The sequence below is a fragment of the Yersinia intermedia genome, from assembly GCF_900635455.1.
GTDB classification, from domain to species: Bacteria; Pseudomonadota; Gammaproteobacteria; order Enterobacterales; family Enterobacteriaceae; genus Yersinia; species Yersinia intermedia.
In genome coordinates, this window is record NZ_LR134116.1 from 719,525 (window position 1) to 735,604 (window position 16,080).

Here is a 16,080-nt window from a genome sequence, read left to right on the forward strand (position 1 = left end):
AGTATGGCATAAATATCTATTTATGCCACTTATAACCAGTAATTCAGCATGCATTTACGATAATGTTAAGTTATTCTGTCTAAAGATGGCAGGCTGTTCTACCCTACATATCTCCTCGTTTTACAACAATTCTTATAAATACCTCACTAAATTTGAATTTTTTAACAGGTATTACTGCGCGTCATCATTTTCATGCTTTATGCAGTGGAGCTATTGGGAACATAAGGAAGAAAAAATGGGACTACGAAGAAAGAGTATTAAACCTATGCAAATCAATGATATTACCATCATTGATGATGCCAAACTGAAGAAGGCAATCACCGCAGCGGCGTTGGGCAATGCCATGGAGTGGTTCGATTTCGGGGTGTATGGTTTTGTCGCATTTGCACTTGGTCAGGTATTTTTCCCCGGTGCTGATCCTGGTCTTCAGATGATTGCTGCGCTGGCGACCTTTTCCGTTCCTTTCCTGGTTCGCCCCCTCGGTGGCTTATTCTTTGGTGCGTTAGGGGATAAATATGGGCGGCAAAAAGTCCTGTCTGTCACCATCATTATTATGTCGATCAGTACGTTCTGCATTGGTCTGATTCCCTCTTATGCCTCGATAGGTATTTGGGCACCCATATTGTTGTTATTGGCAAAACTGGCGCAGGGGTTTTCGGTTGGCGGCGAATATACCGGAGCCGCTATTTTTGTGGCGGAATACTCACCCGATAGAAAACGGGGTTTTCTTAGTAGTTGGCTAGATTTTGGTTCCATTGCTGGCTTCGTTTTAGGGGCTGGGGTCGTTCTACTGATTTCCAGTATTGTGGGTGAAGCCAGTTTCCTTGAGTGGGGGTGGCGTATTCCGTTCTTCGTTGCTGCACCATTAGGATTAATCGGTATCTATTTGCGTCATGCACTTGAAGAGACACCGACCTTTCAACAGTACGTGGATAAAATTGATAATGATTCGCGCCATAATATTGCCGAGCCACCTAAAGTTTCTTTCCGTGAGATCTTAACCAAACAATGGAAGAGCCTGATTATCTGTGTCGGGATGGTTATTGCTACCAACGTCACCTATTACATGCTACTGACCTACATGCCAAGCTATCTATCCCATAGTTTGCATTACTCTGAAGATCACGGTGTATTGATCATCATTGCAATCATGCTGGGTATGTTATTCGTTCAGCCTGTTATGGGGTTAATGAGCGATAAGTTTGGCCGTAAACCTTTTGTTATTTGCGGCAGTATTGGGCTGTTTATTCTCGCTATTCCCAGCTTTATTCTAATTAATAGTGGCATCATCGGGTTGATATTTTGTGGTTTGTTGATCCTGGCTATTTTGCTTAACTGTTTTACTGGCGTGATGGCCTCAATATTACCCGCGATGTTCCCAACCCATATCCGATACAGCGCATTAGCTATCGCGTTTAATGTGTCGGTGTTGGTTGCAGGGCTGACACCAACAGTGGCTGCGTGGTTGGTTGAAACAACGCAAAATCTGTTTATGCCAGCTTATTACTTAATGGTGGTGGCGGTTATTGGTTTGGTTACCGGGATATTTATGAAAGAGACTGCCAATATGCCGCTGAAAGGTGCAACGCCAGCAGCGTCTGATCGGGCGGAGGCTAAAGAGATATTGCAGGAACACCATGACCATATCGAACATAATATTGATGATATTGATCAGCAAATAGTCGAGCTTGAGAAAAAGAGAAAGAATCTGATCGCTCAACATCCTGATATTAATTAATCAGTTTTGGGCTGTGCGTCAGGGTGTTAATTTGATTCACATCAATAAAATTCATTTCTATACAATAGCTTACCTTTCTATTCAAATCTGCCTTTGACCCTCCCCTAAGGGGAGGGTTTAGATTATCAGTCATTATTCCAACTTATCTGGAACATTTCCTCTTACCAGAAGGATACCATGACAGTGAAAAAGACATTTGCTTCAACTGCCCGGCTGACTATTGTTGCTTTAGCTGCAGTCACTTTTAGCCATTTTGCCTCGGCGGCGACACAGACTGAATTTTTGGCTCAACATGGCTTAGCGGGAAAAACCACTGAGCAGATGGTTGATGCTATTGATCAGTCAAAACAAGAACGGCCTCTGGCATATTCAGCCTCGGTAACGGGTACTGAACTCACTTTATCCGACGGGCAGCAGCAGTATTCCTTCCCCTTGGGTGATAAGTTTTATCTCTCATTTGCCCCCTATGTAAACCAAACTCATCCATGCTTCAATCACAGTTTGTCTGGTTGCCGTGGTGAACGAGCAAATACCCCATTCGATGTAAAAATCACCGATAAAAACGGGAAAGTCATCGTGCAGGATAAGCTAACCAGCTATCAAAATGGATTTATCGGGGTTTGGTTACCACGCAATATTGAGGGCGTTATTGAAGTGAGTTATCAAGGTCTTAAGGCTGTATCACCTTTTGCTACCCATGCCGAGAGCCAAACTTGTATGACCACGCTACAACTAAAAAAATAAACGATTTAAGGGCGTAAGTCGTAAGATTTGCCAGAATAATAACAACCAGCTTAACGGCTGGTTTTTTATTTCCCGCAGGAAGAATGGATGCTTTCTTACCACTTATCAGCATTTTTTTAATTATTAAATCCTGCTTATATTCCTTATGGCGAGGGATAATACTATGGTTAGGTGGTATTAAGTTTAAGTTGTGCTAAATGAAATGGCTGAGAAAAATATAATTATTTATAAATTATTAATTTTACGATATAGTTCACTCCTTTATGATTGAACGCGTAAAGTTAAAGAAAACCTACAATATTACGTTATAACTTTCCTTTTTCTGTGTACTTGGCTACCACTCTCTATAGCCGAGTTCATTAAGTGTAGAAGATTATATTATGTTTCAATTGATGCAGAGTGTTTTGACAAGTTCCTTTAATGCGGTCTGCATTATCTATCTTTGCATATCATTACCTTATCTTTATATTATTACCAGACAAAAACCGAATCAGTTACATTATAAAATTCTAATGGGAGTGATTGCTGGACTGACCGCAACCTATCTTGCTGATTTTCATAACCAAACTAGCGCTACGCTCTTTGGGTTAATTATTAGCCCTATTGTACTGACAGCATTGATTTTTGGTCCCATTCCGTTATTGATAAGCTACGCTATCCATGCTGTGTTTGTATTTGGTTTGTCGCCATTTTATGATATTTTTATTATGTCATTTATGTTCTTATCTATAGCGTTAAAGATTTGGGATAATAAAAAATATTATACTTTCTTCCTTTCTGTTTTTATTCCACAATGTATCAATATTGCTTTGAATTTTGATCGGTTAGTTTCTTTAGGCTACCTTTATCGCTCAATATTTAAATCATTAATGAGTATTATTCTACTCTCGATACTCTATTTTATTTTTAGCCGTTTTCAAAAGACATTTAGTAAATTCTCTATGTTGCAATTTCAATCCTCGACAGATCAACTGACGAAATTACCCAATAGATTCAGTATTAATCGGCATCTGGATAATTTTAAACAAACGCGGAAGGACCGTTTTATTGCTTTGATTGATATAGATTTCTTTAAAAAGGTGAATGATAGTCATGGGCATTCTGCCGGTGATAAAATTTTATATGATATCGCGCAGGAACTAAAATCGGTGATTAGAGGGAATGATTTTCTGGCGCGGTATGGCGGTGAAGAGTTTTTGCTGTTAATTCATACCGCAGATAACAGAATTGCCCGCGAGATCTTGGCGCGGATTATCACACATATCCGCGATACGCTGTTTATTACACCTGACAACCATTCCCTTAATATTACGATATCTATCGGTGCGGCTTTATATGTTAAAGATACCTCATTTGATGATGCGATTAAATCAGCCGATAAAGCACTCTATCAAGCGAAAAATGGCGGTCGGGATGAGGTTGTTTTTCATTAGATTTTGTATCAGTGGGCGACTGCGGAAGCCAAGTTTTTTAACTTAGCATAGGGTTTTACCCTAAAATCTGTTTTAACTTAACGGTGGGTTCACATACATCATAGAGGCTGGCGGTGATCAGAGAAAATGTTGTTATTGTTATTGATATGCAAAACGGAGTTTTTGCTAATCCGCGTTTTGACCGTGAAGGTCGCGTTGTTCGCATTAATCAACTGATCGACCATGCCGACCAGGTTATTTTCATCCAGCATGCAGAAGATGAAATGACGCAAGGGAGTGAACTGTGGCAAATCCTACCGGAATTACATTATCCACAGAAGGCTATTTCTGTTACCAAAACAGCGTGCGACTCGTTTTATCAGACACCGCTCGACACGGTTATTGCTCAGCTAGGGGCAACTCATCTGACTATTTGCGGTTGTGCCACGGATTACTGTGTTGATACCACTATCAAAATTGCTGCCAGTAAAGGATATGCGCTGACCATCGCATCTGATGCCCATACCACTGCTGACCGGCAATATGTCACGGCTCAGCAGCTTATCGCGCAACATAATGAGGTGTGGGCTGAGTTGTCCATTCCGGGGAACCGCATCACAGTAAAAACGACGCAGCAGATCCTTGCGGACTGGCTGGATTAAAATTAGCCGTTATAAGCCATGCACGGTACATATCATCAGGTATGTGCCGTTTTTTATGGTTAAAATTTGCTAACAAAGATAAGTAACACCTGTAAACGTCGTTTATTCCTTTGGTTTTATATTTTGAATTTATTCTGTTGGCAGCTTATTAACCTGACGTGCCTTTTTTTACGATGCTAAATTAATATCATTATCTAAATTATGGTACTTAGTATTGTATTAAATTAAATGTGTAATGAAATTAAATTGACGATTTACAGTTTTTGTTATAAAAAATAGAACATAAAAATATTATATTATTCATTAAGTTAGATGGGTTTTATTGACCGGGTTTATTGGCTTCTTACCCCGTTCGATATTGGTTTTGTTTTCCCCACACCCCGCAATTACTCTCTCGCGACAGGAAGTCACACGTATTTCTTGTCCGTTTTGGCCTCGGCCGCTTTACAGGGAAAGGACAGGATATGTCAGCTATAGAACCGCAGGAAAACCGGCAGACCGGAATACTGAATACCATTGAACGTATCGGTAATGCGATGCCGGATATCACTATGTTGTTTATTTATGCATTGGGTGTGTGCTGGGCTCTCTCCTTTGCATTGTCATTTATCAATTTCGACTATTACCACCCTCTGACGGGCGATCAGATAAAAGTGACCAATATGTTGGCACCGGTTGAGTTGGTGACCTTTATTACCACTATGGTCAAAAACTTTATCAACTTCCCACCACTGGCTATCACTATTGTGGCCACGTTAGGGATTGGGGTTGCTGAGGGCAGCGGCTTTATTCAGGTGATGCTGAAAAAGATGCTTAACGTCACGCCACAACGAATTTTGACACCCGCAGTAATATTTATCGGGGTGGTGAGCCACGTTGCATCTGACTCGGCGTATGTCATTTTGATGCCGGTGTCTGCCATGATGTTCTATGCCAGTGGTCGCCATCCGCTGGCAGGCATCGCCGCCGCTTTCGCGGGTTTGGCTGGCGGTTTTTCTGCCAGTTACACGCCATCGATTATCGATCCGATCATGCAGGGTTTCACCCAAGGGGCGGCACATATAATTGACCCAAGTTATAACGTCAACGTGTTGTGTAACTATTTCCTGAGCTTTGGCAGCACCTTTGCGGTGATTCTGGTGTGTTGGTTTATTACCGAGAAAATTGTTGAGCCACGGCTGGTTAAGTCGATGCCCTTAAATGATGACCTCAGTGTGCTTCACAACAGTGATGAACTGCAAAAAGTGACACCTCAAGAGAGTAAAGCCTTTAAAAAAGCCGGTTTGACCATGTTGTTTATGTTGATTGGTCTGGCGGCAGCGCTTTACCCAGAAAATTCCTTACTGCGTTCGCCGGAAGGGAGCCTGACCCGCCCTGATGCCCCGATTATGCAGGCGATAGTGCCCTTGCTGTTCTTTATGTTTGCCATCCCAGGGCTGATTTATGGCTTTAGTGCCGGTACCTTCAAAAGCACGAAAGACATTACCAGTAGCATGGAAAATATTACCCGTTCATTGGTTTCGTTTTTAGTGTTCAGCTTCTTCTGCGCCCAGTTTCTTTATTCATTCAGCCATTCCAATATCGGCACGTTGTTGGCAATTTCTGGGGCGGATTTCCTGCGTACCCTCGCAATGCCAGCCGGTTTCACTATTCTTGGGGTGATTCTGCTGTCTTGTACATTAGATATTATTATCACATCGGCTTCATCTAAATGGTCTATTTTGGCACCGGTATTAGTCCCGATGCTGATGGCAGTTGGTATTTCCCCGGAACTGACGCAGGCCAGTTTCCGAGTTAGCTCCACGGTGAATATCTCGACTCCGATGTTTGCTTTCTATCCATTGATCATTATGTATTGCCGTCAGTATTGTTCTAAAACTGGGGTTGGGACGCTTTGCGCCATGATGTTGCCTTATACTCTTGGACTGACCATTGTATTAACCCTGATGCTGTATCTGTTCTGGGGGTTGGGTATCCCGCTAGGGTTCCAGAGTGGGTATACCTATCCGGCTGGCAGTTAATTCCCTGTTTACCTGTAATGCTGATGATATGAATTAAGTCTATAAGGAATAAGAAATGACAATGGCACTCTCAGAACAACTGACCCAACGCTTCTTCCGTTATCTGGCGGTGAGCAGCCAGAGCGATGGCGCTTCAGTGACGCTCCCCAGCACTGTAGGGCAGCATAAGATGGCGCAAATGTTAGCAGAAGAACTGCGCCAGTTAGGATTGGAAGATATCGTCATTGATGCCCATGCGACGGTAACTGCCCGTAAACCAGGAAACCAACCCGCCGCACCACGAATTGGTTTCATTACGCACATTGATACCGTCGATGTTGGTTTATCGCCTGATATCCACCCGCAGCGGTTGCGGTTTTCCGGCAGTGATCTCTGCCTGAATCCTGAACAGGGTATCTATCTGCGCACATCAGAGCACCCGGAAATCCTTCGTTACCAAGATGAAGACATTATTTTTGGCGATGGCACCAGCGTATTGGGGGCGGATAATAAAGCAGCGGTAACGGTAGTGATGACGCTGTTGGAGAACCTGAGTGCTGATGATTGCCATGGGGATATCGTGGTGGCGTTTGTGCCGGATGAAGAGATTGGCTTGCGTGGTGCCAAAGCGTTGGATCTGGCACGGTTTGATGTTGATTTCGCCTATACGATTGATTGTTGCGAACTGGGGGAGGTGGTATTTGAGAACTTTAACGCCGCCTCAGCCGAGATTGATATTGTCGGGGTAACCGCTCATCCTATGTCTGCCAAGAATGTGCTGATCAACCCTATCCGCGTAGCTTATGACATTATCAGTGAGTTCGACCCACAGGAAACACCGGAACATACTGAAGGGCGGGAAGGGTATGTCTGGTTTACTGATATGGTTGCCAACCCGAATCACGCCAAACTGAAAATTGCGATTCGCGATTTTGATAATGCGTTATTCGAAGCGCGCAAAGCACGAATTGGTGAGGTGGTTACACAGGTTGCAGCGAAATATCCACGTGCAAAAATCAGCTATTCCGTCACCGACGTTTACAGCAATATCAGCAACTCGATAGGTGAAGATACTCAGGCGATTGATTTGATTTTCTCTGCCATGACCGCGTTGAATATTGAACCTAAGGTGATCCCAATGCGTGGCGGCACAGATGGTGCAGCGTTATCGACTCAGGGATTATTGACACCCAACTATTTCACCGGAGCTCATAACTTCCATTCACCGTTTGAATTCTTGCCAATTAGCTCCTTTGTAAAATCGTATGAGTTAACCCGAACTATCTGCTTGTTAGCGGCTAAATAGGCGGTGGTAAAATAGCGTATCAGGGGAGGACCGGTATATATAGCCGCCCTCCTCAATGTAAACCCCACTATTACCTTAATCTAATGACTCTTCCTGCACTTCTAACACATGGTATGCGGTTGAGCAGAACAGTGAATTCAAACGTTTCATATCACCTAATAGCCCCATGTGCAGACTGCTGGTTTCAATACTCTGCACATTTTGTTGATGCAGGCGTTCAACGTGCGAGTGAGAATAGCGGCGGTTTAACAAACGGAAACGATGCTTGGCACGGCGTAGGCGTTTGGCGTTATTGATATCGCGGGATAAAAACACCGACATTCCTAAATCCAGATTGGCTACCAGGCGGGTGTGCAGAGTATTTAACTCTTCAAATCCCTCGGCCGAAAATGGCTTCCGCGCATTGAGTGACTTAGCTGCCACATCAGCAGTCATGCGGCCAATAATATCGCCGGCTTGTTGCAGATTAACCGCTGTATCAATAATTTCAGCCCAACGGCGGGAATCAATCTCACCCAATTCATCCTGCTGAATTTGCGCTAAATAGAGTTTAATGGCGCTATACAGCATGTCGACTTCATCTTCCAACAAACTGACTTCATGCTTTTGCTGTTTATTCCCCTCCAGTACTTCTTTAAACCGCACTAGCATCTGCTCCAGCACATCACCCATTCGCAGGGTTTCCCGCACGGCGTTTGCTAAGGCTAACGAAGGGGTATCGATGGCGCTAATATCAAGATAGCGCGGGGCTGAGGGTTGTAGGGCGGTTTGGTCATCGCTGACTAATCGGCTACAGATACGAGTCATCACTCCAACAAATGGCAGCATCAACAAGCAGCGCAGCAGGTTATAGAATACGTGGAAGTAAATGACCACTTCGGCTGCGGGCAAGTTACGGCTAATGAGCCACTGCCCTAACATATTGACCCAAGGGACGACTAAAATACAGCCGATCACTTTAAACAGTAAGCTCCCCAGCACCACTTGTCGGGAGATGGCGTTCTGCCCACGGCTGCTGATCAGCGCCAGCAAACCACTGCCCAGATTAGAGCCAATCACAATACAGAGGGCGATATTCAGCGGAACCAAACCCGTGGCAGCCAGTGTGGCTGTCAGTAATACTGCCGCCAGACTGGAATAACTGATCATGGCGAACAATGCGCCAATCAATAATGCCAGAATGGTATCACCAGTCAGGGATGAAAAAATGGCTTGCACGGCGGTCGCTTGTGTAATCGGCCCGGCGGCAGTGACAATCAGTTGCAGTGCCAGAATAATCAGCCCAAGACCGATGCCTACCCGCCCCATCTGACCAACCCGACTTTTGCGCTGGCCGAGGAAAACAATAACCCCACCCAAGATTAGCAATGGTGATAGCCAGGAGAGATCAAATGTTAGCACCCGCGCCATCAGCGCCGTCCCGACATCTGCCCCTAACATAATCACTAAGGCCGGCGACAAGGAGATAAGCCCTTGCGATACAAATGAGATAACCAGTAACGCGGTAGCATTACTGCTCTGTACCAGTGCCGTGACACCAATGCCTGCGATAAAAGCAGTGGGTTTTTTCTGGATACTGGCGCTCAGAACCCGGCGCAGATCGGCACCGTAAACACGCATGATACCGGTGCGAACGATGTGTGTTCCCCACACCAGCAGGGCGACAGAAGAAAGCAGATGAAGCAGAGTCAGCATAGTTAATCTCAGTTGTGGCAAGACCCATTATCGTTGAACTGCCTCAACGATGGTTGAACACACCTGAAAAGGCGGTTGGGCCTGGCTCTGTGTAAATTCGATCCTATTTAAGTCTGTACAGTTTGAGGTTACGGCCATTTGGCGATAAAACGGCCCGTTGATGGATGTTGCAGTGTTTTAACAGGGTTACCTTGTTGTGCAGGGCGACCGGCATCTAAACGTGGGTTATTTAGGGTTAGATGTAAGGTCATTCCCCAGATCAGGGGGAGCTTGTAAGACGATATCGACACTAAACATGCCCTATTATAGCAATTTTTGCCGCCGGTGACGCATTTAATCTATCCAGAATGGTTTTATATTAAATAAATACAATGAGTTACCGTTAGCTTGCACCATGGTTTACCCCACTCAATGCATCTTAATAGACTGTTAATCCTATTAATTTATCAAAAGATTGATCACGTAACCTGTTCATCGGATATATAGATCGGTATCATCCCAGAATTGGTAATGCAAATCATTAGTGTTAGCACTCAAGGATATTTAAATCCCCACTTTTCAGGAGAGAAAATGCGATTACGTCTGGCTTTATTTTCGTCATTATTGGCGGCAACTGTTGCGATTACTGGGTGTGATGATTCATCCGCAACCCCGGAAGAATCAGCAAAAATCAGTATTGAGCATGCGCAAGGAACCACTCAGGTTCCGCTAAACCCGCAAAAAGTCATCATATTGAACCCCTCCGTGCTCGATACTGCCGATGCCTTGCACATTAAAGTCGCCGGTGTCCCGCAAACCAGCGCCCATCTGCCTGCATTTTTATCCCAATATAGCGGTACTGAATACCTGAATGCTGGCACATTATTCGAACCTGATTACGAGGCATTAAGTCAGGCTAAACCTGATCTGATCATCGCGGGCGGTCGTGCTCATGATGCCTACGACAAACTTAGCGCTATCGCACCGACCATCGCACTCGATGTGGATACTCAGCACTTTACCCAGAGTTTGGCTCAGCGTACTGAGCAACTGGCCTCTATTTTTGGTAAAGAAGAAGAGGCGAAAGCACTGCTGAGCAAATTCTCATCCCAGATAAATGAGATAAAGCAAAAATCAGCTAATGCCGGTTCAGCCATGGTCGTGATGGTCAGTGGCGGAAAAATGTCGGCCTACACGCCGGGCTCCCGTTTTGGTTTTGTGTTTGATGAGTTAGGTTTCACCCCAGCGGCCACTTTTACACAAACCGGTAGTCATGGGAATGTAGTGACCTCTGAATTCATTCTTAATGCTAACCCTGAGTGGCTGTTTGTACTGGATAGGGATAATGCCATTGGGCGCGCTGAAGGCCAGTCGGCACAGCAAGTCCTTGATAATCCGCTGATCCATAAAACTAAAGCATGGCAAAATGATCACGTTATCTATCTCGATTCTGCCTCGCTCTATATTGCCGGTGGCATACAGAGCTATACAAAATTGATGGATAAGGTCAGTACCGTGTTGGATAAATCCGCACCAGCGCAGTAATTTTACCGATGAAAAATCTTAGTTTTATAGCAGGCCTGGTTATTTTACTGGGCCTGATGGCGTGTAGCCTGTTTATCGGTGCTGGTCATGTCACTTTCGCGGATGTCTGGTCTGATCCTGATATGCGCGACATCTTTATACTCAGCCGAGTGCCGCGCACGCTGGCATTAGTCCTTGCTGGTAGCGCCATGAGTGTTGCTGGCCTCATCATGCAGATGCTGACGCAGAACCGTTTTGTCGAACCCTCTATTGCGGGTACAACTCAGTCCGCTAGCCTGGGTCTATTACTGGTCATGGTGTTCAGCCCATCGGCTCCGGTGATGGTGAAGATGTTGGTGGCTACGGCCTTCGCGATGGGGGGGACTGCACTCTTTATGATGCTACTGGCGCGGATGCGGATGAAATCAGCGCTGATGGTACCGTTGACCGGCATTATGTTGGGCGCGGTATTTAGTGCGGTAACAACCTTTCTGGCAATGGAGTTCGATCTTCTGCAATCGTTGGGCAGTTGGGAGTCAGGCGATTTCTCTGGTGTGTTGCAGGGCCGCTATGAACTGCTGTGGATCGTGGGCGCTTTAACATTGATTGCTTGCCTGATAGCGGATCGTTTTACCGTGGCAGGCATGGGGCGGGATTTTTCGGTCAATGTTGGACTCAATTATCAACGGGTTATGCTGATAGGAATGTCCATTATTGCCATCATCAGTGGCGTGGTGGTGGTCGTGATTGGCGTGCTTCCTTTTCTCGGTTTGATTGTACCCAATATTGTCAGTATGGCGATGGGGGATAACCTGCGCCGAACCATACCTTGGGTAAGTCTCTGTGGCGGTGGTTTGGTTGTGTTATGCGATATTATCGGTCGGTTAATTAGCTACCCATTTGAAATCCCTGCCAGCGTTATTTTAGGCGCAATTGGCGCACTCGTTTTCCTATTATTAATTGTTAGGACAAAACGCCATGCAGGTTAATGAGCTTTTATCAAAAGGGAATTGGCTTTCGAGTGCCAATCGGGCGTTAAGCTTACCGGCAAAGCGGTTGTTACTATTGAGCATCATTGCACTTACTGCGATTGTCATCTTTATGACGATTAATTTAAGGGGCAATATCCAGTATATTCTGGTGCATCGTGGTCTTATTTTAGCCACCATGTTATTGGTTGCCTTTGCTGCGGGAGTCGCCACTGTCTTATTCCAAACAGTAACCAATAACCGTATTTTGACGCCATCAGTGATGGGATTAGAAGCACTGTTTATTCTCATCCAGACCATGTTGGTGTTTTTTGTTGATGCCGATGGTTTCAGAGTGTTAGGTATTACGGGGAAATTTCTCTGTGAGTCGGCACTGCTGTTATTGTTCTCGGTGTTTCTTTACCGTTGGTTACTGACCGGTGTGGGGATCAATCTGCATAAGGTGCTGCTGGTTGGCTTGGTTTGTGGCACGTTGTTCCGCAGTCTATCGAGCCTGATGCAACGTCTTCTTTCGCCGGGGGAGTTTGCCATATTGCAGGGGAGGGTGTTTGCCACCTTTACCCGAGCACCAGCAGAGATTATTGCCGTATCTACGGGGATAATTGTGATTGTGGCTCTCATCGTTTGGCGCATGCGCCATTGCCTCGATATTATCGCCCTTGGCCGAAATACCGCGATTAATCTCGGTGTTGCCTATCAGAAAAAAATAACCACTATTTTGCTGCTGGTCTCGCTGTTGGTTGCCATCTCTACAGCACTGGTGGGGCCGCTGACATTCTTAGGTTTGCTTATCGCTAATTTGGCTTATCCAATTGTTGGTTCATTCCGCCATCAATATTTACTGCCCGGTGTATTTCTGCTGGGAACCATTACATTGGTTGGCGGGCAATTGATTTTGGAGCGCTTACTGAATATGTCTGGGACATTATCGGTGGTTATTGAGTTTATTGGTGGTGCGCTGTTTATATATCTTTTAATAAAGAAGGCTCCGGTATGATTGAAATTAATGACATTAATAAAAAATACCAGGATACGGCGGTTCTCAATAATATAAATGAGAGCATTCCTTCTGGTGGTGTTACTTCAATCATTGGACCAAACGGTGCGGGCAAATCGACTTTATTATCGATTATGAGCCGGTTGTTAGCACCTGATATCGGTAGCGTGCGGTTTAATGGGTTGGATGTGGCGAAAACCTCCGGTGATAAACTGGCGACAATTCTGTCAGTTTTACGTCAGGAAAATCACTTCACCAGCCGCTTGACCGTGGCAGATTTGGTTAGTTTCGGGCGCTATCCCTATTCCAAAGGGCGGCTCAACGAAAATGACCGTCAGTATATTGATGCTGCGATGGAGTTTCTTAATCTGGTGCCGCTGAAGGATCGCTATCTTGATGAGCTATCAGGCGGGCAACGGCAACGCGCCTATGTAGCAATGGTGCTTTGTCAGGACACGAAATATATCCTGCTGGATGAGCCATTAAATAATTTAGATATGAAACATTGCGTTGCGATGATGAAACAATTACGGCGTGCCGCAGATGAATTGCACAAAACCATTATCCTCGTTATCCACGATATCAATTTTGCTTCTGCGTATTCTGACCACATTATTGCGATGAAGAATGGTGAGGTTATTTATCGAGGGGCACCCGCTGAGATTATGCAACCCGATATTCTTGAAGAGATTTTCGATATAAAAATCCGTATCGAAAAAGTGCAAGATCAGCATATCGCGGTTTATTACCGTTAAGGTGAAAAAAAACGGGCGTAACTACATGTTTACTCCCGTTTTTATCCCGTTATTAGAACAACACAGAGTAGTTCACACCAAAGGTACGGCCACGTCCTTTGTAGGTATAGAGATCAGGTGCTCCGTAGGTGGGGCTATACAGAATCGGTGCGCGCTGGCCCCAAACGGTGGTGTACTCTTTATCCAACAGGTTTTCGATGCTGAAGCTGATTTTACCCACTGGCAAGGCGTAGCTGCTCAGGAAATCGATAGTGTTATAACCATCAAGTTTGCGGCCTTTACTGTCTGACACATCAAAGGTTTGCTGGGATTGTACCCGCAGATTCCAGTCACCCGGTGCCCAACCAACATAGGCGGTGGCTTTCGACGGGCTGGCGCTATCAACCGTGAGTTTCTGCCACTTACCGTCAGTTTTGGTCTCAGATTTAATCAGGTTAAATGTTGCTCCGGTGCTCCATTCGCTGTCCTCGAAGAAATAATCCGCCGCGCCTTCAACCCCGTAGATCCGGCGTTTATCCGGCAACACACTGATGGTCATGTCTGTTTTGTTGATAGCAATAGTTTGGTCAGATAATGAGTAGTAACCGGCGATTTGAGTGCGCAGGTTATCACCGGTATAGCGCCAGCCTAATTCATAAGCATTAACCTTAATACCCTCCAGCTTGGAGTCATTTACGTTGACGCTTTTTTGCAATTTGTAATGGCCGTTGACCAACTGATAGGTCCCTGAGCCGTAATATTTCGCCAGATCGGGGATCTCAAATCCTTGAGAGAAGTTGAACCACGTCTGTTGGCTTTGTGCCAGATGCGCCAGCAAACCGGCATTAAACAGGACGTTGTTGTAATCCGTTTTCCCTCCCGGCACCGTATCTGCTGAGGTCGCACTGCCGTTGGCAATCGCTTGTTGCTGGGCATAACCGACGAAATCATCTACCTTGTTCTCGGTGTACTGATAGCGAACGCCACCACTCAGGGTAAAGATGGGGTTGATGTCATAGCTGGTTTGCAGGAACGGCGCGAGATTGGTGGTGGTGTAACTTGGGTAACGGCCAACATTGTAGGCATTTTGTAATGTCATCCCGCCAGACTGCTGTGCCCGTGCCAGATTGAAGAACTGCTGGTTGGCGTTGAAACTTTCATGCTCTGCGTCGACACCATAAGTCAGCGTGAGGCTGTCGATGGGTTTACTGTTTAGCGTCAGTTTACCGCCGTAAAAGTCAGTTTTCTGCTGTGATGCACCGATACTGGTTACCGCAGTACCCGCTTTGTTCAGGGTTGGGAACGGATAAAAGGTCAATGATTCATCACGGTAAAATACCTGTGCCACCAAGTCCTGGCCCCAGACGTCGGTATTGGAGTATTGCAGGTTGATGAGGTGGCGCTCAGTGCCCGGAATACGATCTGAGTTCAGGTTACCGCTATTAGATGCCTGGCCGGTACCCGTTACCGCCGAGAAGTTCTCTCCCAGATACAAGCCGTGTTTGCCATCGGATTCGCTGTTGAAATACTGGGTGGTTAACTGCAATTGCTGGTGGTCATCAATGTTGAAGGTACCTGTGCCCATCACGTCAAGGCGGCCAGAATATTGCAGACCGGTCTGGGTATTATCGATCAATACCTCATTGCCTTTACCGTCATACCAGCCGCCATAACGTTGATAGGAAACAGAAAACCGACCGAATGCTTGCTCATTCCCGCCGCTCACCGCAGCCCCGATATTCTCATCGTGGTCGTTATGGCTGTTAAACCCGGTTTTGCCACCAACTTGTAGTTCGACCTGTTTTTCTTCCTGACCTTTTTTGGTCACAATATTGATCAAACCGCCGGTGCTACCTCCACCATAAAGCGAAGTGGCACCGGAGATCACTTCTATATGCCCAATATTAAACGGGTCGATAGAATCAAGCTGGCGGCTGTCGCTGCGTGAAGAGTTCAGGCGCACGCCGTCGATCATCACCATCATTGATCGGCCACGCATATTCATGCCGTAGTTGGTTCGCCCCTGACTGCTGACATCCATGCCAGGAATCAATTGTGCCAGTATATCTTTGATTTCCTTGCCAGCTTGAACCTGCTGCTCAAGTTCCTGACCTTCAATCACCCAAGTGGTTTGTGCCATTTCAGCCACACTGCGGTGTGAGCGGCTGGCAGAAACCACCATTTGATCTTCTGCCCATGCTGCGGGCGCGAGCATAGCTAACAGGCACGGATTTAATACCCAGAGGTGTCTGCGTTTCATTGTTGTTCTCTTTTTCCCATATTGGAGGTTGCGTTAAAAA

13 protein-coding genes are annotated in these 16,080 nt (G+C 45.6%); 10 read left to right on the plus strand and 3 right to left on the minus strand.

Going from position 1 to position 16,080, the window contains the following annotated elements:
* Positions 1-235: 235 nt before the first annotated feature.
* From proP to pepT, 6 genes are all read left to right on the plus strand, one after another.
* The gene (gene proP, locus EL015_RS03285) at positions 236-1,738 is read left to right on the plus strand and encodes a glycine betaine/L-proline transporter ProP (protein ID WP_032907756.1); all 1,503 of its coding nucleotides are present in this window, start codon (positions 236-238) and stop codon (positions 1,736-1,738) included.
* Between the two features lie 183 nt (positions 1,739-1,921).
* The gene (cueP, locus tag EL015_RS03290) at positions 1,922-2,482 is read left to right on the plus strand and encodes a copper-binding periplasmic metallochaperone CueP (RefSeq protein WP_032907774.1); all 561 of its coding nucleotides are present in this window, start codon (positions 1,922-1,924) and stop codon (positions 2,480-2,482) included.
* A gap of 380 nt (positions 2,483-2,862) precedes the next feature.
* Positions 2,863-3,915, plus strand: coding sequence for a GGDEF domain-containing protein (locus EL015_RS21860; protein WP_005191729.1), 1,053 nt, complete (start codon positions 2,863-2,865; stop codon positions 3,913-3,915).
* A gap of 113 nt (positions 3,916-4,028) precedes the next feature.
* Positions 4,029-4,556 carry an isochorismatase family protein gene (locus EL015_RS03305; protein WP_005191726.1) on the plus strand — a complete coding sequence of 176 codons (528 nt, stop codon included), beginning with the start codon at positions 4,029-4,031 and terminating at the stop codon, positions 4,554-4,556.
* 464 nt (positions 4,557-5,020) lie between these two features.
* On the plus strand, positions 5,021-6,577 hold the full coding sequence (locus EL015_RS03310) for an AbgT family transporter (protein WP_005191724.1): 1,557 nt from the start codon (positions 5,021-5,023) through the stop codon (positions 6,575-6,577).
* A 55-nt stretch (positions 6,578-6,632) separates the two neighbouring features.
* On the plus strand, positions 6,633-7,862 hold the full coding sequence (pepT, locus tag EL015_RS03315) for a peptidase T (RefSeq protein ID WP_032907753.1): 1,230 nt from the start codon (positions 6,633-6,635) through the stop codon (positions 7,860-7,862).
* Positions 7,863-7,937: 75 nt separating this feature from the next.
* On the opposite strand, the gene EL015_RS03320 is transcribed toward pepT, so the two are convergent.
* Both EL015_RS03320 and EL015_RS22030 read right to left on the minus strand, forming a co-directional pair.
* Positions 7,938-9,557 (minus strand): Na/Pi cotransporter family protein, encoded by a 1,620-nt coding sequence (locus EL015_RS03320; protein WP_005191719.1) that lies wholly within the window; start codon positions 9,555-9,557, stop codon positions 7,938-7,940.
* Between the two features lie 128 nt (positions 9,558-9,685).
* Positions 9,686-9,808, minus strand: coding sequence for a hypothetical protein (locus EL015_RS22030; RefSeq protein ID WP_005191716.1), 123 nt, complete (start codon positions 9,806-9,808; stop codon positions 9,686-9,688).
* Between the two features lie 319 nt (positions 9,809-10,127).
* Here EL015_RS22030 and EL015_RS03325 point away from each other — a divergent pair, with 319 nt between their 5' ends.
* The 4 genes from EL015_RS03325 to EL015_RS03340 are packed head-to-tail and all read left to right on the plus strand — an operon-like array spanning position 10,128 to position 13,801.
* A complete protein-coding gene (locus EL015_RS03325; protein ID WP_005191714.1) occupies positions 10,128-11,081 on the plus strand; it encodes a siderophore ABC transporter substrate-binding protein in 954 nt (317 codons plus the stop codon).
* An 8-nt stretch (positions 11,082-11,089) separates the two neighbouring features.
* The gene (locus EL015_RS03330) at positions 11,090-12,049 is read left to right on the plus strand and encodes an ABC transporter permease (protein WP_005191712.1); all 960 of its coding nucleotides are present in this window, start codon (positions 11,090-11,092) and stop codon (positions 12,047-12,049) included.
* Positions 12,039-13,046: an iron chelate uptake ABC transporter family permease subunit gene (locus EL015_RS03335; RefSeq protein ID WP_032907752.1), complete on the plus strand. Its 1,008-nt coding sequence runs from the start codon at positions 12,039-12,041 to the stop codon at positions 13,044-13,046. The genes EL015_RS03330 and EL015_RS03335 overlap by 11 nt, the downstream gene beginning before the upstream one ends.
* Positions 13,043-13,801, plus strand: coding sequence for an iron ABC transporter ATP-binding protein (locus EL015_RS03340; protein ID WP_032907750.1), 759 nt, complete (start codon positions 13,043-13,045; stop codon positions 13,799-13,801). Before EL015_RS03335 ends, EL015_RS03340 begins: the two co-directional genes overlap by 4 nt.
* Positions 13,802-13,853: 52 nt before the next feature.
* On the opposite strand, the gene EL015_RS03345 is transcribed toward EL015_RS03340, so the two are convergent.
* Entirely contained in the window at positions 13,854-16,040 is a 2,187-nt protein-coding gene (locus EL015_RS03345) for a TonB-dependent siderophore receptor (RefSeq protein WP_032907747.1), read from the minus strand.
* Between the last annotated feature and the right edge of the window lie 40 nt (positions 16,041-16,080).

Bases quoted from the DNA above. Each gene is read 5' to 3' on its own strand.
- proP (WP_032907756.1), top strand. From the start codon at position 236: ATGGGACTACGAAGAAAGAGTATTAAACCTATGCAAATCAATGATATT.
- EL015_RS21860 (WP_005191729.1), top strand. From the start codon at position 2,863: ATGTTTCAATTGATGCAGAGTGTTTTGACAAGTTCCTTTAATGCGGTC.
- EL015_RS03310 (WP_005191724.1), top strand. From the start codon at position 5,021: ATGTCAGCTATAGAACCGCAGGAAAACCGGCAGACCGGAATACTGAAT.
- pepT (WP_032907753.1), top strand. From the start codon at position 6,633: ATGACAATGGCACTCTCAGAACAACTGACCCAACGCTTCTTCCGTTAT.
- EL015_RS03320 (WP_005191719.1), bottom strand. From the start codon at position 9,557: ATGCTGACTCTGCTTCATCTGCTTTCTTCTGTCGCCCTGCTGGTGTGG.
- EL015_RS22030 (WP_005191716.1), bottom strand. From the start codon at position 9,808: ATGACCTTACATCTAACCCTAAATAACCCACGTTTAGATGCCGGTCGC.
- EL015_RS03325 (WP_005191714.1), top strand. From the start codon at position 10,128: ATGCGATTACGTCTGGCTTTATTTTCGTCATTATTGGCGGCAACTGTT.
- EL015_RS03330 (WP_005191712.1), top strand. From the start codon at position 11,090: ATGAAAAATCTTAGTTTTATAGCAGGCCTGGTTATTTTACTGGGCCTG.
- EL015_RS03335 (WP_032907752.1), top strand. From the start codon at position 12,039: ATGCAGGTTAATGAGCTTTTATCAAAAGGGAATTGGCTTTCGAGTGCC.
- EL015_RS03340 (WP_032907750.1), top strand. From the start codon at position 13,043: ATGATTGAAATTAATGACATTAATAAAAAATACCAGGATACGGCGGTT.
- EL015_RS03345 (WP_032907747.1), bottom strand. From the start codon at position 16,040: ATGAAACGCAGACACCTCTGGGTATTAAATCCGTGCCTGTTAGCTATG.